This is a genomic window from Alteromonas marina (assembly GCF_000808575.1).
Classification (GTDB): domain Bacteria; phylum Pseudomonadota; class Gammaproteobacteria; order Enterobacterales; family Alteromonadaceae; genus Alteromonas; species Alteromonas marina_A.
The window spans coordinates 1-21,002 of the sequence record NZ_JWLW01000066.1; the positions used below are offsets into that span (position 1 = coordinate 1).

General features: G+C 44.4%; 17 protein-coding genes. 6 read left to right on the plus strand and 11 right to left on the minus strand.

Annotated features, from left to right (window positions below; all coding sequences use genetic code 11):
* Positions 1–58 precede the first annotated feature (58 nt).
* Complete coding sequence (locus RJ41_RS15780; RefSeq protein ID WP_039222866.1) at positions 59–664, minus strand: peroxiredoxin; 606 nt, start codon at positions 662–664, stop codon at positions 59–61.
* 274 nt (positions 665–938) lie between these two features.
* On the opposite strand from RJ41_RS15780, the gene RJ41_RS15785 reads away from it, so the two are divergent.
* Positions 939–1,133 carry a bacterioferritin-associated ferredoxin gene (locus RJ41_RS15785; protein ID WP_014948769.1) on the plus strand — a complete coding sequence of 65 codons (195 nt, stop codon included), beginning with the start codon at positions 939–941 and terminating at the stop codon, positions 1,131–1,133.
* 289 nt (positions 1,134–1,422) lie between these two features.
* Here the strand turns inward: RJ41_RS15785 and RJ41_RS15790 are convergent, their stop codons facing one another.
* The 5 genes from RJ41_RS15790 to RJ41_RS15810 all read right to left on the minus strand — a co-directional run bounded on the left by RJ41_RS15790 (position 1,423) and on the right by RJ41_RS15810 (position 9,599).
* The gene (locus tag RJ41_RS15790; protein WP_240485812.1) at positions 1,423–4,341 is read right to left on the minus strand and encodes a TonB-dependent receptor; all 2,919 of its coding nucleotides are present in this window, start codon (positions 4,339–4,341) and stop codon (positions 1,423–1,425) included.
* Positions 4,342–4,575: 234 nt separating this feature from the next.
* Positions 4,576–5,631, minus strand: coding sequence for a FecR family protein (locus tag RJ41_RS15795; RefSeq protein WP_039222868.1), 1,056 nt, complete (start codon positions 5,629–5,631; stop codon positions 4,576–4,578).
* Position 5,632: 1 nt separating this feature from the next.
* Positions 5,633–6,193 (minus strand): RNA polymerase sigma factor, encoded by a 561-nt coding sequence (locus RJ41_RS15800; RefSeq protein WP_039222870.1) that lies wholly within the window; start codon positions 6,191–6,193, stop codon positions 5,633–5,635.
* 165 nt (positions 6,194–6,358) lie between these two features.
* On the minus strand, positions 6,359–8,914 hold the full coding sequence (locus tag RJ41_RS15805) for a TonB-dependent receptor plug domain-containing protein (protein WP_039222872.1): 2,556 nt from the start codon (positions 8,912–8,914) through the stop codon (positions 6,359–6,361).
* Positions 8,915–9,248: 334 nt separating this feature from the next.
* Positions 9,249–9,599 carry a Grx4 family monothiol glutaredoxin gene (locus RJ41_RS15810; protein WP_014948765.1) on the minus strand — a complete coding sequence of 117 codons (351 nt, stop codon included), beginning with the start codon at positions 9,597–9,599 and terminating at the stop codon, positions 9,249–9,251.
* Between the two features lie 349 nt (positions 9,600–9,948).
* Between RJ41_RS15810 and sodB the strand changes: the two genes are divergently transcribed.
* The 4 genes from sodB (at position 9,949) to RJ41_RS15830 (ending at position 15,613) form a co-directional block, all read left to right on the plus strand.
* Positions 9,949–10,530 (plus strand): superoxide dismutase [Fe], encoded by a 582-nt coding sequence (gene sodB / locus RJ41_RS15815; RefSeq protein ID WP_025254504.1) that lies wholly within the window; start codon positions 9,949–9,951, stop codon positions 10,528–10,530.
* A gap of 240 nt (positions 10,531–10,770) precedes the next feature.
* Positions 10,771–12,693 carry a PrkA family serine protein kinase gene (locus tag RJ41_RS15820; RefSeq protein ID WP_014975982.1) on the plus strand — a complete coding sequence of 641 codons (1,923 nt, stop codon included), beginning with the start codon at positions 10,771–10,773 and terminating at the stop codon, positions 12,691–12,693.
* 84 nt (positions 12,694–12,777) lie between these two features.
* Positions 12,778–14,064 (plus strand): YeaH/YhbH family protein, encoded by a 1,287-nt coding sequence (locus RJ41_RS15825; protein ID WP_014948762.1) that lies wholly within the window; start codon positions 12,778–12,780, stop codon positions 14,062–14,064.
* A gap of 1 nt (position 14,065) precedes the next feature.
* On the plus strand, positions 14,066–15,613 hold the full coding sequence (locus RJ41_RS15830) for a SpoVR family protein (RefSeq protein ID WP_039222876.1): 1,548 nt from the start codon (positions 14,066–14,068) through the stop codon (positions 15,611–15,613).
* Between the two features lie 28 nt (positions 15,614–15,641).
* On the opposite strand, the gene RJ41_RS15835 is transcribed toward RJ41_RS15830, so the two are convergent.
* The 3 genes from RJ41_RS15835 to prmB form a co-directional block, all read right to left on the minus strand.
* On the minus strand, positions 15,642–16,859 hold the full coding sequence (locus RJ41_RS15835; RefSeq protein ID WP_039222878.1) for an MFS transporter: 1,218 nt from the start codon (positions 16,857–16,859) through the stop codon (positions 15,642–15,644).
* Between the two features lie 151 nt (positions 16,860–17,010).
* A complete protein-coding gene (aroC, locus tag RJ41_RS15840) occupies positions 17,011–18,108 on the minus strand; it encodes a chorismate synthase (protein ID WP_039222880.1) in 1,098 nt (365 codons plus the stop codon).
* Positions 18,109–18,117: 9 nt separating this feature from the next.
* Positions 18,118–19,053, minus strand: coding sequence for a 50S ribosomal protein L3 N(5)-glutamine methyltransferase (gene prmB, locus RJ41_RS15845; RefSeq protein WP_039223602.1), 936 nt, complete (start codon positions 19,051–19,053; stop codon positions 18,118–18,120).
* A 152-nt stretch (positions 19,054–19,205) separates the two neighbouring features.
* On the opposite strand from prmB, the gene smrB reads away from it, so the two are divergent.
* Complete coding sequence (gene smrB, locus RJ41_RS15850) at positions 19,206–19,856, plus strand: endonuclease SmrB (RefSeq protein WP_014948757.1); 651 nt, start codon at positions 19,206–19,208, stop codon at positions 19,854–19,856.
* Between the two features lie 29 nt (positions 19,857–19,885).
* Here smrB and RJ41_RS19530 read toward each other — a convergent pair whose 3' ends face one another.
* Together RJ41_RS19530 and RJ41_RS15855 are read right to left on the minus strand one after the other, a co-directional pair.
* On the minus strand, positions 19,886–20,011 hold the full coding sequence (locus RJ41_RS19530) for a hypothetical protein (protein WP_012517787.1): 126 nt from the start codon (positions 20,009–20,011) through the stop codon (positions 19,886–19,888).
* 255 nt (positions 20,012–20,266) lie between these two features.
* Positions 20,267–20,725 carry a hypothetical protein gene (locus RJ41_RS15855; RefSeq protein ID WP_039222884.1) on the minus strand — a complete coding sequence of 153 codons (459 nt, stop codon included), beginning with the start codon at positions 20,723–20,725 and terminating at the stop codon, positions 20,267–20,269.
* Positions 20,726–21,002 lie beyond the last annotated feature (277 nt).

A 21,002-nucleotide genomic window follows, 5' to 3' on the forward strand; every position in this document is an offset into this window, starting at 1 on the left:
TTAACTGATCGGCATTAGCCAAAAGGCGCTGTTTTTTTTAATCTTCGAACAGGTTAGCTTATAGCTTGTCTGCTTCTTCAGATAGGTACTTAGCAACACCTTCAGGCGACGCATCCATACCCGCTTTACCTTCAGTCCAACCCGCTGGGCAAACTTCACCATGCTCTTGGTGGAATGCTAGCGCGTCTACCATGCGAAGCATTTCGTCAACGTTACGGCCAAGTGGAAGGTCGTTAATTACTTGGTGACGAACCATGCCTTCTTCATCGATTAGGAATGAACCACGGAACGCTACACCATCTTCTGGGTGCTCAACATCATAAGCCTGGCAGATATCGTGCTTAACGTCAGCAACAAGGGTGTATTTAACTGGACCAATACCACCTTGATTTACTGGGGTGTTTCTCCACGCATTGTGTGAGAACTGAGAGTCGATTGAAACACCGATAACCTCAACACCGCGCTTTTTGAACTCGTCATAACGCTTGTCAAAAGCAATAAGCTCTGACGGGCAAACGAAAGTAAAGTCTAGTGGGTAGAAGAAAACAACGGCTTTTTTACCTTTGATTGCTTCACTTAGTGTGAAAGTATCAACAATTTCACCGCTACCTAGAACCGCTGCTGCAGTAAAATCAGGTGCTGGACGGCCAACTAATACACTCATGAGTCTCTCCATTTATATTTGGATTGTAATAATAGAAGCGATTACGTTGCGTAACCACTTTGATAAGAAATTTCCTACTCACAAAATAGGTACGAATATGGAAATAACAATATTAAACAATGAGTTTTTTACTGATCCTACCAATACATACTTAATTTCACGACTCACTGTTCAGTCTTTCTTCAATTACCTTGTATTAAATTTGTCATTATCCACTTGCTAAAGTAAAGAATAACAATTATTATCATTTACAGATTCATTTGGAGTACGTTTAATGTTTGTTTGCATGTGCTATGGGGTAACTGATAAAAGCATTCGCGCAGCGGTTGAAGAAAACGGTGTGGGAAATATGCGAGAGTTACGTCAACATTTAGAGCTTGGCTCACAATGCGGTAAGTGCATCAACATGGCTCAACAAATCATTGACCAAACTATCGTCGATGAGTCGTTATTTAAAGACGTTGGCTAGATAACTAGCCAACCCGCGTATTCTTAACACGCAACATCACCGCTCTAAGTATCCTTTCCTAGACTTAAAACACCGTATTTATTATCACGATCACTTATTTAAGTGGCCTAAGTCTTATCTTATTTCTCTTAATAAAATCCGAGTTTAGTTACTTTAGTAACATTCACATCGCTACCTAGTCCAATTAAAACGATAGGCTGCCGGCGTTTCAAACTCAAAGCTAGGCGTGTTTTTTACTATCACTGAGTACAACGTCCATTTAACTACGTAGCTTTTCTGACAAAAAGCCCTAGTTAAAGGTGTACTCGATGCCTGCATAGTAGAAAGCACCATTTATTCCACTAGGCGATGTGGGTGGGTAAAGTGCGCCTACCTCACCTTTGTAAGGATTATCATCGGGGAGCGAATCAAAAAGATTTTGGGCGCCAAAGGTTACCTGGGTTTGAGGAAATACTTTCCACGCAACTTGGGCATCGAATGTAGTTAATGCATTGCCGTATATGTCCATACCCGCGGACGCATCAAGATGGTCTTCATAAAATTTACCGTAATAATTAAGCCGCCAAGTAAACGCCCATTTATCTTTTGATTGCTCCAGCGTGATACTGCCTCGATGAGCAGGCAAATTATCTTCCAGCATCCGAATTCTTGCCTGTGTAAGGTTAGGTAGTAGCTGTATTTCGCCTTCCACCTGCGAAGGATAAAGTGTAACTCGCTCTACCTGCGTGTCTGTCCAGTTGTAGGCTAATAATAAAGAATTTGACCAATCATTTAACGCAAAATTGTAGTTAACAACTAAATCAACACCCTGAGTTTTTGTGTCAAAGTCGTTAGTAAAATACTTTGCTGCGTTATATTTCGCTGCGTCCGGACGTCCTTGAGCAATAAGCGCACTAATGTCTTCATCGGTTAACGGGATTGCTGATGTTGTGCTAATGCGATCTGAAAGACGAATATTGAAATAGTCGAGTGTCGCAAAAAAGCTCTCGCTTGCCTGCATAACTAGCCCAAGGCTAAAGTTCACCGATTCTTCAGGCGTAAGTGGCGTTGCGCCCAGCTGCAGCGAGATAAGATCCGTTGGAGGCAGCGTTGCTTGGTCTTCCAGTCCATTAATACCATAAGCAGTAGTTACGTTAATAACATTACTCTGCCCTATTGTTGGCGCCTTAAACCCCGTATTCACAGAGCCCCGTAATGCGAAAACGTCATTCAATTTATAGCGAGTACTTAATTTTCCATCGAATGTCGAACCGAAATCACTGAAATGCTCTACACGCGTGGCAACACCAAACTGCCATGCTTCGATTACATAGAACTCCAAATCGGCGTATACGGCCCAATTACTTCTGCTCCAGTGTCCAGCACTTTGAGGCTGATATCCCGGAAAACCATTGGAACCGATAGAAAAGCCTTGGTTTAACCCAAGTGGCGGCTCTAGGGCGAAAGGACCTGCAATATATGACGCTTCATCACCGGCTTTCTGAAAATAGGTTTCCTTACGCCATTCAAAACCCACGGCAATGCTAACCGGATCGTCAAAAATAGTCTGAATCAGTTTGTTAAAATCTAAGTTAAGCGTTCGCTCTACTTGCGACACACCACCGGGCGAAAACGAAGTCGGGGTTTGCGGTCCCAACGATGGGTTAACAGTATTAGAAATGGTATATTCGATGTCGCTGTAACCTAATGTTGCACTGGCATCCATTGCCCAACCTTTAGGCAACTCATGCTTCACGCCCATCGCAATAGAGGCATCGGTTATTGTTCCCCCAAATCTTGGCGTAAAACCGCCAGGAAACCACTCATTAAAAGCAAAGCAGTTTGCACCAAGCGCTGTTGTGTTATCTGCAATTAACTGATACGCGGGGTCGAGCAACACGTTATTGTTGGACAATGAAATGGAAGGGCAAGCAATACCGCTCTCCAGTCCATCTAAGTCTGCCACAATCAGGCGGCTTTCCCCTGTGTTAGGGTCAGTGCGACTAAACACACCCTCTCGTGTTTGCGGATTGCGATAGTAAAAGCCACCGTTGATTTCTCTTCTAGCTGCTGTGGCAAAGCTATAAAATTGCGATGTAGGAGATATGTCAGCGCCTGCATTTAGCGCAAGTTTAATATCTTCGTTAACATCGAGTGCCCCCCAAACTTGGGACGGTGAGGAAATAAATATATTACCTTGGTCGATTAGGCTTTGAGCGTCTAAGCGCTGCACAGAGCGCGATGTACCATTTTGCTGACGATATTCTGCCGTCGCATTTAAAAAGCCATTTTCTCCAATAGCGAAGCCTTTATTTAACTGTACCTGAAACAGTTCACCATCGCCTTCACTATACCCACCTACTTTTAGCGCCACGTGCCCACCTACCCGGGCATCTTTGAGCACAAAATTTATTACCCCTGCAATAGCATCTGAGCCATACTGGGCAGACGCGCCATCTCGCAGTACTTCAACTTGCTTTAATGCATAGGCTGGTATAACCGATATATCTGGCCCTTGAGCACCATCAGATAAACCGCCCCCCAAAAATGTAATTACAGCGGAGCGATGACGCCGCTTTCCGTTAAGCAGCAAAAGCGTGTGATCTGAAGACATGCCCCTTAGGTTTGCAGGCCTTACCAGGCTACTGGCGTCATTGATAGGCTGATCGTTTACGTTTAACGAAGGAACCATCACACTTAACATGGAAAGTACGTCTGAATTCCCCTGTGAATTAAGGGTTTCAGAACCAATCACATCTAAAGGAACTGGCGAATCAACAGCACTGCGAGGCGAGTTTCGGGTACCGACAACCGCAATTTTCTCAAGTCCATTGCTCCCCGCGTCCGCTTTCTTTACAGCATTTTCTTGCTGCTTTCCCTTCGCGACTAAAGAGGCACGAGAGCGAATACTCAACGCGCCACTTTCGTCTGTCACTACTGCTAGCTCTGTTCCTTCGAGGAGTTGTGCCAGCGCTTCATTTAATGTGAACGTACCGCTCAATGCGTTTGTTTTTACTTTCTTTGCTAAATCGAAAGGAAACAGTAACGTGGTATTGGCTTGCTTAGCTAGCTCGGTGAGGGCTTCGTTAGCGTTTTGCGCTGGTATTGAAAAACTATATGCATCGGACTTTTGCGCCGATTGTGCCTTGGTGGGAGCAAGACTCTCGCTTTGTGCATACAAACCTTGCGTTGGCGTTAGAAAAAATAAGACGCCAGATACTATATGCAAAGGTGAAATCGCTGAAAAATGGAGAGGTTTACGCGTTTTTTTTTGCGAAAGACAGTGAGCCGAACACGCAAGGGCATGCAGCTTTTCTATTGCCTTTTTTGTTTGCCTGCTTATCGCAAAATTGCCGTATTGCAAGATATAAAATCGATGTGCTTATTATTTTGATTATATTGTCACATTAAAGAAATTGATGCCAACTACGAATAGTAGGAAGCACCTATCTTTCAGAAATATTTAACTTTTCGCTAGCTTAAGCTCAATACTTGTTTCTGTGACTTTCTCGTAATTGATGTTAAAGCTGCTCTTAAGTGCAGACAACAATCCATCTATGTCGCCTACTTTAAAGTAACCCGCTACACGACGCTTGCGCAGGCTTTCATCCGAAATATTAAAGCGAACGGGTGTATAGCGGCCAATCTCAGCTAATACGGCCTCTAGCGGCTCACCTTTAAATACAATCATGCCTTGTTGCCACGCTAAATCGTCATCTATGTCGTTTTGAGACATGCTTTCACGGGCTTCCACTTTGCCTTGTACTGTAGCCTTTTCACCTGCGAACATAAGAAGGCCTTCCTCAGCAACAGGGCGTTTAGTGAAGAGCGACTCGTTGGAAGACGAAGCCTTAAAGCGGTCTTTCACCAAAACCTTCCCGTCGGTAACCACTAACTCAAACGCGTTATCATCCACATATTGCATATTAAAGGCAGTTCCGACAGCGGTAACAGTATTGTTTCCTGCGGTAACAGAGAACGGGCGAGACTTATCGTGAGCCACTTCAAAATGTGCCTCCCCTTTCAATAATACGATATTGCGTGTCGTTGAGGAGAAATCTACCGTCACCACAGAGTTAGTGTTTAGGTGAAGTTTTGAGCCATCAGCTAGCGTCACGTTTTTCTGTTCACCTACGCCCGTTTGCACTTTCTGCATTACGGCCGCGAATTCAGGGGTGCTGTTTAGCCACGTGCGCTGAACAACAACACCAACAGCAATTGCCATCACTAAGAATGTGGCCGCAATGCCCCAAACGGCAGTTTTAGACATGATGCCCTTTTTCGACGACTGACGAGAGGTTGGCTGCGGAAATAAACCGCTCAATTCATTCAATACCGACATGTCGTCCCACAAGCTAGCGGAGTCTAGCAAAGCTTGACGATGCGCATTACTTTCCGACAACCAGGCGTCTAACTCTGTTTTTTCGTCACTTTTTAAGCCGCGATCGAGACGGCTTATCCATAAGCATGCTTGCTCTTGAATATCTTCTTTGCTTGAAAACTGGCGAATATTGTTCATGTTAACTACTGCTTATGTCCTGAGTCGCGGTAGCAGTGGCACGGGGGGATGCACTGTCTTTTGACAGCTCGGCTAGGTACCTAGAGCACATCATTAAACCTTTGGCGACATGCTTCTCAACGGTGCTTTCGCTTAGCCCCACAAGCTCTGCAATCTCTTTTTGTCTCATGCCATATACTTTTTTCAGCAAAAATACGCGTTTTACATCAGCAGACAATGTATCTGTCGCTCGGCAAAAATGAATAAAACGCTCTTTGCTTTCTACATTTTTTTCTAAACTGTGCCCTACAAGCTCATAAGGCAAAATATCCATGTCATCGAGCTGCTGCTTATTTTTGTTTTCAGCTTTTGCAACATGGTTCAGCGCTAGATTACGCGCTGTTTTGAGCATATAGGTACGCTCATACTGTATTTCTTGTTTTAACTCTGCCTCGTAGCTTTTAATAAAAGCTTCTTGCACGATGTCTTCAATGTCGTCGGCGCCAACAATAGAACCTACCGCACGCATTAGCTTTGAGCGGTATTTTAAAAAGGTTTCAGCTACTGTCGACTTTCTCGTCATAATAATAAATGTTGTGTGTTTCGATTTGCTTACATTGGCAATAATAATGCCTGTTTATTCATAACTTTTCACGTAAATGATGCTCGATATTGAAAATAAAAGGGGAGCTAACGCTCCCCTCCACGTCGAAACAATTGTGAAAGTTGTTTTCGCTAGTATTAGCGATTAGAACGTGTAAACACCTCTTAGATAATAGAAGCCACCGTTAATACCGATTGGTGAGGTAGTTGGATACAACGAACCTGCGATACCAGCATACTGTGTATTCTCATCTGGGTATTCATCAAAGGCGTTTTTCGCGCCTACCGTTACAGTAAACTCTTCAGTGAAGTTATAGGCTACTTCTAAGTCCACAGTAATTTCTGAACCTACTTTATCGATAGGCAATGCAGAATCTAAGTGATCTTCAAAGATACTACCGTAATAGTTCAAGCGTGCAAGGAAGCGCCAATCACCGTTAGTGTGATTTGCCGTTGCACTGTAGCGCACTGCTGGAAGGTTATCTTCTAGCATGCGAATACGCTCAGGAGAAATATTCTCTGATGCACGATCTACTTCTGTAGATGTCCAGTTGTAGGCTAGTGAGAATTTAGTTTCACCACCCATCATCTCCATCGAGTAGTTAGCAACTACATCTAGACCTTCAGTAGTCGTATCAAAGTCATTCGTGAAGAAACTAATTTCAGAGAAACTAGATGCATCATTAATGCCTTGCGCTAGTAGGGTCGCAATATCTTCTTCTGTTAACGCAATACCAGACGCTGTACTGATACGGTCTGTCAATTCAATGTTGTAGTAGTCGGCAGTAATGAATAGACCATTTTCAAAGTCTGCTACCACACCAAATGTGATGCTCTCTGACTCTTCTGGCGTTAATTGCTCACCGCCTTTAAGTTGAGATACAGGATCTGTTGGAGGTAGCGTTGCACGGTCAATTAGCTCACCGCCCGTACCAAACGCAGTTGTTACGTTACGTACATTACTTTGACCCAGCGTAGGTGCTTTAAAGCCCGTTGAGAACGCACCACGGAACGCAATGTTCTCTAACGCTTGCCAACGGAAAGCAATTTTACCTTTCGTGGTATCGCCAAAATCAGAGAAGTCTTCGTAACGTAGCGCACCGGCTAGCATGAAGTTTTCAGTGATATAGGCTTCTGCATCAATGTAAAGCGCGATGTTGTTGCGGGACACACGACCTTGGCTATCGGCCGCCAAGCCAGGGAAACCATTTGAGCCAATGCCAAAGCCTTGTGTCGCCAGCGGACCTATTTCATAAGAGGCAGTATCACCTGCAACGCTCTCATAACTTTCGTTGCGGTATTGGAAACCAGTCGCTACAAATAGCGGCTCATACAAACCAACATCAAAAGGTTTTGTAAAATCGATATCAAGTGTTTGCTCAGACTGCGTGTAACGGCCTGGGCTAAATGACGTTGGCGTTTCTGGGCCAAGCGACGGGTTGATAGTGTTACTAATAGCAAAATCAACTTCGTTTTGACCAAGGTTTAAACTTACGTCATAGGTAATATCATTGGCTAATTCGCCTTTGGTACCAAAGACAAGAGACATGTCTGTTACCGTACCGCCAAAGCGAGGTGTGAAGCCACCAGGAAGCATTTCGTTAAACGCGAAACAATCTGGGTTGTTCGCAACTTCGTCGATGTAGCGTTGATTCGTAAGTACATTTGCACCAGGAGCAATATCATTAGGGCAATTACCTGACATATCGTCCGTTAGGTCTGCCACTAATAGGTTGCCATCTGGATCAGCGTATACTTGACTACGAGTATGTGGGTTTCGGAAGTAGAAGCCACCTTCAACTTCACGCTCGGCAAAGTTACCAAATATATAAGCTTCTGACGTTGCAGAAAGCTCAAGACCTGCGTTAGCGAAAAGCTTGATGTCATGTTTAATTTCAGGCGAACCCCAAATTTGTGCAGGGTCTGCGACAAAGGTGTTACCTGCAGCAACAAGCGCTGCGGCGTCGTCACGCTGGACGCTGCGAGATGTGTCATCAGCAGTACGGTATTCGGCTGAAAGGTTAATAAAGCCTTTGTCAGATAGTGGTAAACCCACGTTACCAGACAGCTGGATCATGTCCCCGTCGCCTTCGTAGTATGAGCCATAGCGGGCTTCAAATGTACCGCCTTCTGACGCGTCGTTAAGTACGAAGTTAATTACACCAGCAATCGCATCAGAACCGTATTGTGCTGCTGCACCGTCACGCAATACTTCCACCTGCTTAAGCGCCGCTGCTGGAATTACAGAGATGTCCGGACCTTGTGCACCATCTGAAAGACCACCACCTAGGAATGTGATAACCGCAGAACGGTGACGACGTTTACCATTTACAAGCACAAGCGTGTGGTCTGATGCCATACCGCGAAGGTTAGCAGGACGAACGAGTGTTGAAGCATCGTTGATCGGCTGGTCGTTTACGTTAAAAGATGGAACAACAGTCTGCATCATAGATACCATATCAGTGGCACCCTGCTGCTTAAACTCTTCGTCAGAAATAATATCAATTGGTACCGCTGAGTCTGCGACCGAGCGAGGTGCTGCGCGCGAACCAACTACCGCTATTTGTTCAAAATCTTCAGCTTTTGCACTTTCTTCAGCTTCCTGTGCATAGACAGGTGCCGCAGCCATTACTGAAAACGCGGCTGATGCAGCTAATACGCCACGCACGTTTTTAGTCAATAAAGACAAGGTTGTATTCATGGTGATTTCCCGGATTTTCTCTAAAACACTTTTAGCGTTATTCACACAATAAAAAAGCATTTCGAGAGGTTGTTATTTTATACCTTCAACACTGACTCATTTATGGCCAGATGGTTGATTTTATAGTCCGCAAGATATTAAAAAACAAACCTTTTTAGACAAAATAAAAATATTTTTTCAGACCATAGAGGATCTTTATTTCTGACCTGTCTATATAGTTTTTATGGGAGTAAAAGTGGGGCGTTTTTGGCGGTTTTTAATAAAAAAAGCCGACTATAAGCCGGCTTTTAGATCGTTTTTTACAAACCTAAAGATTTGTACATGGAAACAAGATTTACTCTGCTTCTTTGTACTTTGCAGCCGTTTCTTTAATAAGCGGCTGAAGTTCGTTTTGTTGGAACATTTCAATAATAATGTCGCAACCACCAACAAGCTCACCTTCTACCCATAGCTGTGGGAATGTCGGCCAGTTTGCGTATTTAGGCAGTTCAGCACGAATATCAGGGTTTTGTAGAATATCTACATAAGCAAATGGTTCGCCACATGACATCAACGCTTGTGATGCTTGTGAAGAAAAGCCACAGCTAGGTAGTTTAGGAGAACCTTTCATGTACAACAAAATTGGGTTTTCTTCGATTTGCTGCTTGATTCTATCTAGCGTTGATTGATTTTCAGTATTATCCATTTGATTCCTCTGAGCACAAAAGTGTATTCCCACTTAGATGGGAATGCATGAATGATTTATCAAGGCGAAGGGTATCATAAAATCCCTTTAAATTACCCATTACTGAATTGATCTTTTAGTACACTCTATCCCTATCTACCTGTATATCTACCAACGCTATATTTCCACAAAATATATTTTGAAAAAAAATTCACAATTTTGTCATTGAGTTATAAGACTTTATCCCCACATCTGGGATATGCTTTAGCGTCTAAAGTGATATAGTCAGCAAAGCGTTGACTGGCACTTATTGAACAGGCGAAGATAAGTGTGCTTTAGACTACAATACTAAACCAACATGGAGACCGTCATGGCTTTTGAACTACCAGCATTACCATACGAACAAAATGCACTAGAACCGCATATTTCTGCTGAAACGCTTGAATACCACTATGGCAAGCACCACGCTACTTATGTAACTAAGCTTAACGGCCTAGTTGAAGGTACTGACATGGAAAACAAAAGCCTAGAAGAAATCATCAAATCTTCTGAAGGCGGTGTTTTCAATAACGCAGCGCAAGTGTGGAACCACACATTCTACTGGCATTGCCTAAGTCCAAACGGCGGCGGTGAGCCAACGGGCGCACTAGCTGACGCTATTAACGCAAAATGGGGGTCATTTGCAGACTTCCAAGCAGCGTTTAACGACAAAGCAGTGAACAACTTCGGCTCTAGCTGGACATGGCTAGTTAAAACTGCAGACGGTAGCCTAGATATCGTTAACACTAGCAATGCAGAAACACCTATTTCTGGCGATGATCTAACACCAGTACTTACTGTTGACCTTTGGGAACACGCTTACTATATCGATTACCGTAACGCGCGTCCTAAGTACTTAGAAAACTTCTGGGCTCTAGTTAACTGGGAATTCGCAAGCAAAAACTTTGCGTAAGCCTTACGTCTTTTTGTAGTACACACTGTGTCCTACACAGCGTTAAGGAATACAAATAAAAAGCCCCGCTATTTAGCGGGGCTTTTGTTTATGTAAAAGCTTCATTAAGAGACACTAAATTCTTATTAAAGTTGCATTTTTCGTTAGACGAAAGATTAAAAACTATACACAATAATTACTATCGTTTTCCCAAATACCTACTAAGCTGAAATTACGGGGTTCCGTATTTAAGGGGTATTCATGGGTATTTTTGAACACTATCAAAGTCGCTATGAAGAGCGAAAACAGGAAGAGTTCACCATTGGGGAGTTCCTTGAAATTTGTAAAGAGGATCAAACCGCTTATGCAAATGCGGCAGAACGTTTGCTACAAGCTATCGGTGAGCCTGAATTAATCGACACTGCCAACGACCCGGCACTTAGCCGCATTTTCTCAAACCGCGTTATTTCTCGTTATCCAGCTTTTTCAGAATTCTATGGCATGGAAGAGGCCATAGAACAAATCGTTTCTTACCTTAAACACGCCGCACAAGGCCTTGAAGAGAAGAAACAAATTCTCTATTTGCTCGGCCCAGTGGGTGGCGGTAAATCGTCTCTGGCAGAGAGACTTAAAGAACTGATGCAGCACGTACCTATTTATATGCTGAAAGGCTCGCCTGTTAACGACCATCCATTCTGTCTGTTTGATGTCAAAGAAGATGGCGACATTTTACAAAAAGAGTACGGCATTCCTAAGCGCTACTTAAAAACCATTATGTCGCCGTGGGCACGCAAACGCTTGCATGAATTCAATGGCGATATTACCCAGTTTAAGGTGGTTCGCGTTTACCCTTCAGTACTCGACCAAGTGGGTATCGCTAAAACCGAACCCGGTGATGAAAACAACCAAGATATTTCATCGCTTGTGGGTAAAGTTGATATTCGCCGCTTAGAACAATATGCACAAAACGACCCTGATGCTTACAGTTACTCGGGTTCACTATGTAAAGCCAATCAGGGCTTAATGGAATTTGTGGAGATGTTCAAAGCACCGATTAAGGTGCTTCATCCACTATTAACCGCTACACAAGAGGGTAACTACAACCCAACAGAGGGCTTCTCTGCCCTTCCCTTCGATGGGCTTATACTTGCGCACTCAAATGAATCTGAGTGGCAATCGTTTAGAAACAATAAGAATAACGAAGCCTTCCTAGACCGTGTCTATATTGTAAAAGTACCGTACTGTTTGCGAGTACGTGAAGAAATTAAGATCTATAAAAAACTGCTGGACAGTAGCGAGCTTAACGGCGCGCCGTGTGCTCCAGACACGCTAGAGTGTTTAGCGCAGTTTACTGTGTTATCGCGCTTGAAAGAGCCAGAGAACTCAAGTCTGTTTTCTAAAATGCGAGTATATGATGGCGAGAGCCTGAAAGACACAGATCCGAAAGCCAAGTCGTACCAAGAGTACCGCGACTACGCCGGTGTCGATGAAGGCATGGAAGGATTATCCACCCGCTTTGCATTTAAGATCCTCTCTCGGGTTTTTAACTTCGATCACCAAGAAGTGGCAGCAAACCCAGTCCATTTGTTTTATGTATTAGAGCGTCAAATTGAACGGGAGCAGTTCCCTCAAGAAACCGCTGATAAGTATTTGGAGTTTTTGAAAGGCTACCTCATTCCTCGCTACGTGGAATTCATTGGTAAAGAGATTCAAACGGCTTACTTAGAATCGTATTCTGAATATGGGCAGAACCTGTTTGACCGCTATGTCACCTATGCTGATTTCTGGATCCAAGACCAAGAGTATCGTGACCCAGAAACCGGACAGCTGTTCGACAGAGCGTCACTGAATGCTGAGTTAGAAAAAACAGAGAAGCCTGCGGGAATAAGTAATCCGAAAGACTTCCGTAACGAAATCGTTAACTTTGTTTTGAGAGCCCGTGCAAATAACGGCGGCAAAAACCCAGCATGGACCAGTTACGAGAAACTTCGCACCGTGATTGAGAAGAAAATGTTCTCTAACACGGAAGACTTACTGCCGGTTATTTCTTTCAACACCAAAGGCTCTGCAGAGGAGCAGAAAAAACACGACGACTTTGTAAATCGTATGACCGAGAAGGGATATACGCAAAAACAAGTTCGGTTGCTGTGTGAATGGTACCTGCGCGTACGTAAAGCGTCTTAGCGCTAAACGCATGTAGTGCTGAAGCGCGTGTAAGCGTGCTTCAGCACGGGTATTTGTAGTTCACAACAAGACAAGCAGGTGTGTATGGCGCATTTTATTGACCGAAGGTTAAACAGCAAAGGTAAGAGTACGGTAAACCGCCAGCGCTTTATTAAGCGTTACAAACAGCAGATAAAGCGCGCTGTTTCTGATGCAGTGGGTAAACGTTCTGTTACCGATTTAGATTCTGGCGAGCAAATTAGCATTCCAGCCAGAGATATCTCTGAACCTATTTTTCATACCGGCCGCGGCGGCAGTAGAGATATTGTCCACCCCGGCAACGACCAATTCACAGCGGGTGATAAAATTGATAGACCGCCAGGTGGCGGTGGCAAGGGCGCAGGCGAAGGCGACGCCAGCAATGAAGGCGAAGGCCAAGATGAGTTCGTATTTTCTATATCCAAAGACGAATATTTAGACCTACTTTTTGAAGATTTAGCGCTTCCCAACTTAAAGAAAAATCAATTCGATAAAGTCACCCAATACGAAACCTATCGCGCAGGTTATCAGACCGATGGCGTGCCAAGTAATTTAGATATTGTTCGCTCACTCAAAGGCTCTGTGGCAAGGCGTATTGCCTTAAGCGGAAGTGATAGAAAGAAACTGAGAGAGCTTGAAGAAAAACTTGCACTGCTTATAGAAGACAAGCACGACAATACGTTAGCCATAAATGCATTAAAAGAAGAAATTGAAGCACTTAAAGCCAAAATAGCCCGAGTGCCTTTTATTGATACTTTCGATTTGCGCTTTAAGAACTATGACAAGCGTCCGCTTCCCTCAAGCAAAGCCGTAATGTTTTGCTTAATGGATGTATCTGGCTCTATGGACCAAGCCACCAAAGACATGGCTAAACGGTTTTATATCTTGCTGTATCTCTTTTTGACGCGAACCTACGAAAACGTAGACGTGGTGTACATTCGTCATCACACGCAAGCGAAAGAAGTAGACGAGCATGAGTTTTTCTACTCTCAAGAAACCGGCGGCACTATTGTTTCAAGTGCATTGAAGTTAATGGATGAAGTTGTCCGCGAGCGTTACAGCGATGGAAATTGGAATATATATGCTGCACAAGCGTCAGATGGCGATAACTGGGCTGATGACTCGCCGCAGTGTCGTGACTTGCTTACCGCTAAACTGCTGCCCGCAACCCGTTACTATGCCTATATCGAGATAACCGAGAGGCAGCACCAAAGTTTGTGGCGAGAATACGAGAAAGTGGCCGCCACTCACGACAACTTTGTATGTAAGCACATACAAACACAGGCCGACATCTATCCTGTGTTCAGAGAGCTATTCAAACGCTCTGAACAAGATGCGCAGCAAGGAGCCTAATATGACAACCGACGCTATGGCAAAAGAAAACAGCAAGCCTGAAACATCAAAACGCCACTTATTAAGCGATGGGCCCGACTGGACGTTTCCACTTATCGAAGAGTACGAGCAACACATCGACCGCATCGCCAAAAAGTTTAAGCTAGACACCTATCCCAATCAAATTGAGGTGATCACCGCAGAGCAGATGATGGATGCTTACGCCAGCATCGGCATGCCGCTTAACTACACGCACTGGAGCTTTGGCAAAAAGTTTATTCAAACTGAGCAACAATACCGTCGTGGACAAATGGGGCTGGCTTACGAAATCGTCATTAACTCTGACCCCTGCATTGCGTATTTAATGGAAGAGAACACCATTACCATGCAAGCGCTCGTTATGGCACATGCGTGCTACGGTCACAACTCATTCTTCAAAGGCAACTACTTATTTAAAACCTGGACCGATGCCAGTTCTATTATCGATTATCTGGTGTTTGCTAAAAACTATATCGCGAAGTGCGAACAAAAGTACGGTTATGACGAAGTCGAAAACATGCTCGACTCGTGTCACGCGCTTATGAATTACGGCGTTGACCGATATAAACGCCCGCAGAAGATTTCCCTACAAGAAGAGAAAAACAGACAAGAAGAGCGCGAGGCCTACCTGCAATCGCAAGTGAATGAGCTTTGGCGTACCTTGCCCGATAGCCCGCATAGCAAACACAAAGAAAAAATTCGTTTTCCACAAGAACCGCAAGAAAACCTGCTTTATTTTATTGAGAAAAACGCACCTTTACTTGAACCTTGGCAACGTGAAATTGTGCGTATTGTACGGAAAGTTTCGCAGTATTTTTATCCGCAGAAACAGACTCAAGTAATGAATGAAGGATGGGCCTGTTTTTGGCACTATCACATTTTAAATGAGATGTATGACGAGGGTTTGGTCAGCGACCGCTTCATGATGGAGTTTTTGCACAGTCATTCAAGTGTGGTTATGCAGCCAGAGTACAACAGCCCTTATTACTCTGGCATCAATCCGTATGCGTTAGGCTTTTCCATGTTCATGGATATTAAACGGGTGTGTCAGTCCCCCACTGAAGAAGACTATAAATATCTTCCAAGTATTGCGGGAAAAGACTGGCTGGAGACCGTGCATTTCGCCATGGAAAACTTTAAAGACGAAAGTTTTATCAGTCAGTTTTTATCGCCTAAAGTTATTCGCGACTTTAAGTTATTCGCCCTTGAAGATGACACCACCAAGCCCTTTATTGCGGTGAGCGCTATTCATGACGAAATGGGTTATCAGATTATTAAAGAGAAGCTGTCTGCTCAGTACAATTTGAGTAATTTAGAACCCAACATTCAGGTGCATAATGTTGATGTGAGAGGCGACCGTTCGCTTACTCTTCGCTATATTCCTCAGCGAGGAATTCCGCTAGGCGATTCAAAAGATGAAGTTATGCGCCACCTGCACAGGCTGTGGAAATTCGATGTACGTTTAGAGCAAGACAATGGTGATGATGGTATTGACGTGATATCAGAGTGTAAACGTGCACCGCAGGCGTAAGCCTGCGGTCAGCCCTTAAAACAAGATTTTAAGCCGCCTTCGCACCTTCCATTTCTTTTCTGGAACACAGTAACAATGACAATGCGCCTATTGCTGCAAAAACGGCTGCGGTAACGAACGTCTCATAGGCGTTAGTGCCTTGCTGCCATTGCTGCCCTGCCATGTAGTTTCCAAATGCACCACCTAATCCAAACGCTATACTGATATATACCGCTTGCCCTCGGCTTTGATACGCCTTCGGCAGGAACTGATGGATAAAATGCACCGATACTGCATGCGTTAAACCAAAGCTTAATGCATGAATAAGCTGACTCAACACAATCACCATAAAGGTATCAGCGAATGCCGCCATGACATACCAGCGAAGCCCTGTCAGTGCGATGCTCACAAACAATAAATTCCACACGCCAAACTGGCTAATCAGACGGCGGGCAATAAGAAATATCCCCACCTCGGCAAGTACCCCAAGCGCGATAAAGATGCCAGTTTGTTGACCGCTGTAATCAAGGTCGCGCATGTAAAGTGCGAAAAATCCGTAATACGCACCAAAGCTAATTTGCAAGCACGCTGAAGCGAATATAAAGATGGCGAAAGGTTTTTGTTTGGCGTATTTCCAAATACTTCCCGCCGTAGACGTTTCAGGTGCAGCTTCTTTGGGCGCATGTATGAACAAGGTACTGATGAACAGTAACGCGAGTACGCCAATACTGGCGTGCACTGGCGTATCGGTAGAAAAAATGTCTAGGGCCTTTCCTACACCGACCGTCAAACAAATAAAGCCAACGCTCCCCCATAGCCTTACCTGCCCATACGTGGCATTGGTTTTCGCCACCGTGTTCATGGTGATAACTTCAAGTTGAGGCAACACCGCTGTCCAGAACATCATCATTAATCCGAACGCCAGCGTAAGCCCCCAAAAACTGGTGAAGTAAAACACCGAACTGAAAGTCAGTACGGTGAGCAAGCAGCCTAAACGCATTACGCCAATGGCATTGCCCGTTTTATCGGCCACGCCGGCCCACAGGCCTGGCCCTAAAATACGCGCTAAAGTTATAACCGCAAAGAGTTCACCGATTTCGGCAGAGGAAAATCCCCGCCCATCAAGGAAGATACCTAAATAAGGCACAAGCACGCCAAGCTGACCGAAGTAAAGCCAGTAGGTGATAGCAAGAATAAAGAGGCCGGTTTTGCTGCTTGCTGGGCTCGCCGAAGTGCTTTTGGCATCGTTTAGGCCATTTGGTGACAATTCACATCTCCATATGCAAAAACGCCACTAGCGCAAAACTGGTAGTGGCGAATAGTAAAATTCATTGGCGCAACATGTTTTTAGTGCTGCGCGTATTTGTAAACCGCGTGAATATGGCGGTCGTTAGAATGCGGCGCTGGGATTATAAACGCTATGCCTGACCAGCAATAGGCTTGGTGGTCGATAGCACACCGGCATTTTGCGCGCGATGACGCAGCAGATGATCCATCAATACCAGCGCCAGCATGGCTTCAGCAATAGGTACAGCACGGATACCCACACACGGGTCGTGACGCCCTTTGGTGACGATATCGATTTCCTCATTGTCTTTATTGATAGTTTTACCGGGAACCGAAATACTTGAGGTCGGCTTAAGCGCCATGTGTACTTCAATGTCCTGACCGGTAGAGATGCCGCCTAGCACGCCACCTGCATGATTAGATGTGAAGCCGTCAGGAGTAAGCGTATCGCGGTGTTCACTGCCTTTTTGATTAATAACATCAAAACCATCACCAATTTCCACGCCCTTTACAGCATTAATTCCCATCATGGCGTGGGCAATTTCAGCATCTAGCCTATCAAAAACTGGCTCGCCAAGGCCTACAGGCACGTTCTTCGCAACAACCGATACTTTCGCGCCAATGCTGTCGCCTGACTTTTTAAGATCTCGCATGTACTCGTCCAGCGCATCTAACTTAGACTCATCTGGACAGAAAAACGGATTAGTGTTGGTTACGCTGTGATCAACCTTATCTACTGTTACCGGCCCAAGCTGAGACAAATAGCCTAATACTTCAATGCCGTGCACTTCTTTGAGGTACTTTTTCGCAATACCACCTGCAGCTACGCGAATAGCTGTTTCGCGGGCTGATGAACGTCCGCCACCGCGATAGTCGCGGCTACCGTATTTTTGATCGTAAGTGTAGTCGGCATGACCAGGACGGAAGCGGTCTTTGATATTGCCGTAATCTTGGCTTCGCTGGTCTTTATTTTTAATCAACAGACCAATGCTAGTGCCGGTTGTTTTGCCTTCAAATACGCCAGATAAAATTTGTACTTCATCGTCTTCTCTTCGCGCCGTAGTATAGCGAGAGGTGCCGGGCTTACGTCTGTCTAAATCAACCTGAAGATCTTCTTCTGTGATCTCAAGTCCTGGAGGGCAACCGTCTACTACACCGCCAATTGCAATGCCGTGGCTTTCACCAAACGTGGTTACAGTGAAAAGTTTTCCGAAGCTGTTACCTGACATAATTAACTATTAATCCTTACTACTAAAATACTGTACTAATGTGTTTTTGCGAACGGCGAAAATACCTGAACCGCCATTTTCGAACTCAAGCCAAATGACTTCTAAGCCAGGGAACCTTTCGCTCATGTGCACTTCGCTATTTCCAACTTCAACGAATAACCAGCCACCGTCATTAAGGTAAGTTGGCGCCTCTTTAAGCATGATATCAACCAGTTCCAGACCGTCTTCACCTGCGGCAAGGGCAAGCTCAGGCTCGTGGTGATACTCTTCTGGCAGGTCAGCCATGTCCTCTGCGTCAACATAAGGAGGATTAGACACGATAAGGTCGTATTTCTGCCCTTCTAAACTTGAAAACAGGTCAGACTGAATGGGATAAACACGGTGACTAAGACCATGCTCCTGAATATTAATATCGGCCACTTCCAATGCATCTGTGCTGATATCAACGGCATCTACCTGCGCCTCTGGGTATGCATGAGCAAGCGCAATAGCAATACACGCACCGCCCGTGCACATATCAAGAATACTGTTAGGCGTCGACTCTACAAATGGCGCAAACTCTTTTTGAATGAGTTCAGCAAATGGAGACCGAGGAATGAGCACTCGCTCGTCTACATAGAACGGCATACCGCAGAACCAGGCTTCGTTTGTGATATAAGGCAATGGCATGCGAGTTTGCACGCGCTTTAAAACAAGCTCTGCAATCTTCTCTCGCTCGCTTTTCGTTAAGCGAGACGTCATTACGCTGTCCCCAACTTGCTCTAATATAGGATGAGGCAAATGTAAGGCTTGCATAACTAGGCTTGTCGCTTCATCCCATGCATTGTCAGTACCATGACCAAAATACAAAGCCGCATCGTTAAAACGGCTGGTTGCCCATCGTGTCATATCTAACAGGGTATGCAGATCTTCAATGGCTTCTTCGAGGTAAAACTTATCGGTCATGGCGTTTGGGTACATCAAAAATTTCAAAGCTGGTATCATACCCAAACTTCATACCGATTCACATAATTAACTACGTACCGAATCTTTCTATTCGTTATAATTTAGGCGTTTTGAATCGTTAAACTCGAGTGTATTTACCCAAGCTATCGTTGATGAAAACCTTTAAAAAAGAACTCAAAGCATTGAAGAAGCAACTTTCTGAACCTCATCGCCATAAAAGTCAGGCGAGACAGGAAGGCGCCCGTAATGGAAATATGTCTACGAATACCGAGGAAGAGACCTTTTCATTTGCCGATGCAATGCAGGGAGTGACGCCTTTATCACAAGATAAAGTTGAGCCTGATAAGCAAGTTGAGTTATTTAAGAAGTCACAGCAGGTAAAAGGTAAACATCTAAAACACAGTAAGCAATTAGCGGCAAGCTTCGACTTTTCTGATATGTACCAGGCAGCGTTGCCGCAAGAAGGACCCATGCGCTTTTGCCAAGAAGGTGAGTCTACGCATATTTTGAAACAGTTACGCCGTGGCGACTACTCGCCAGAAATGACTTTAGATTTACATGGCCTTACCCGAGAGATGGCAAAAGCCGAGCTTGCCGCACTTATTCACACGGCAAGAAAAGAACTGATAGATTGCGTGTGTGTAATGCATGGTTTTGGTCAGGGCGTGCTAAAAGCCGCCCTGCCCCATTACTTAGTTCAGCACCCACACGTACGTGCATTTCATCAAGCGCCCCTCGAATACGGTGGACAAGCAGCACTATTGGTACTCATCGACATACCGCTTCAAAACAACAAGCGTTAATTTGCACCTGGACAGCCATACATGGTGACTTATTTGTCTTCATCTGCACTGTTGTGCATAAACAAATAAGTGTAATACATCATCATCGCTACAATAATGCCTATACCGAGTAGTGAGCCCCATACTACGGGGTCTTTCATCATAGTCCACAACATAAGTTATCTCCTCTTCAACTAAGTAAATAGTAGAAGAGGCGTTAGATAGAGGATGTGATCCAGATCAAATTCGATTTCTAGTCGTTAGCTGTCGGCCTAATTATTTGATCCAGGTCAATATACACTTTATACCAATCAGAAATACGCATACTACCATGGCTACCTCCTGTTATGCCTTCATTCAATTGGTAGAGTGGAGCTCTGAGCAAAGATCAATTTTGATAGGGCGAGTTCGCCTAGTTAGGACTGTTATGGCTATCGTCTGGCATTATTGAACTGATTAACATTGTGGGCCTGCAGACAAGCAAGTACTTTTTCACTCAACCACAGTGTTGCCTGAGCAGTGTCGTCAAAATATTCGAATGCTAGTGTTGAAGATTCATAAACACGAGACCAAAACTTCTTTTGCATTGCCACACCTTCTGTTTCATGAAGCACCACTGCCGTAGCAATTAGCCCCAATGCTACGGCTTTACTAACAATTTCTTGCCCAGCGTTAGTAGCCTCCATGGGCGCAAGTGCCAGACCATGCACATTTACTAAGCTTCCCCAACACGGTGTATCAATATTCTTTCTTTGTGCGCCAACCACACGCTCATACTTTTGCATGAACTCTAGATTAAACGGACCTACTAAGTCTATATGTAAAATATTTTGCTCTGCTTGAAAATGAGCGTGAACTTCTCCATGCGCACTAAATTTGTCTATTTCCATACGCTCCTCCACTTAAAAAGTATAGAACAAGATTAGGGCCAGATAAATTCGTTGAATATTGAGACATAAAATTAATTACAAAAAGATATTGCAAATCATTCTCATTTGCAATATCTTGTAAATGCCTGTTCGACGTTGGGTAAAAAAACGGTCTTGGCTTAGCGTCGCTGAGGGATAGACGCCCGTCTATCCCTCATTTTTTTCTACTTAATTTAATCAACGTTCATAGACGCATAAAAAAAGCGACTATAACGTCGCTTCTTCTCGTTTCTGTAGT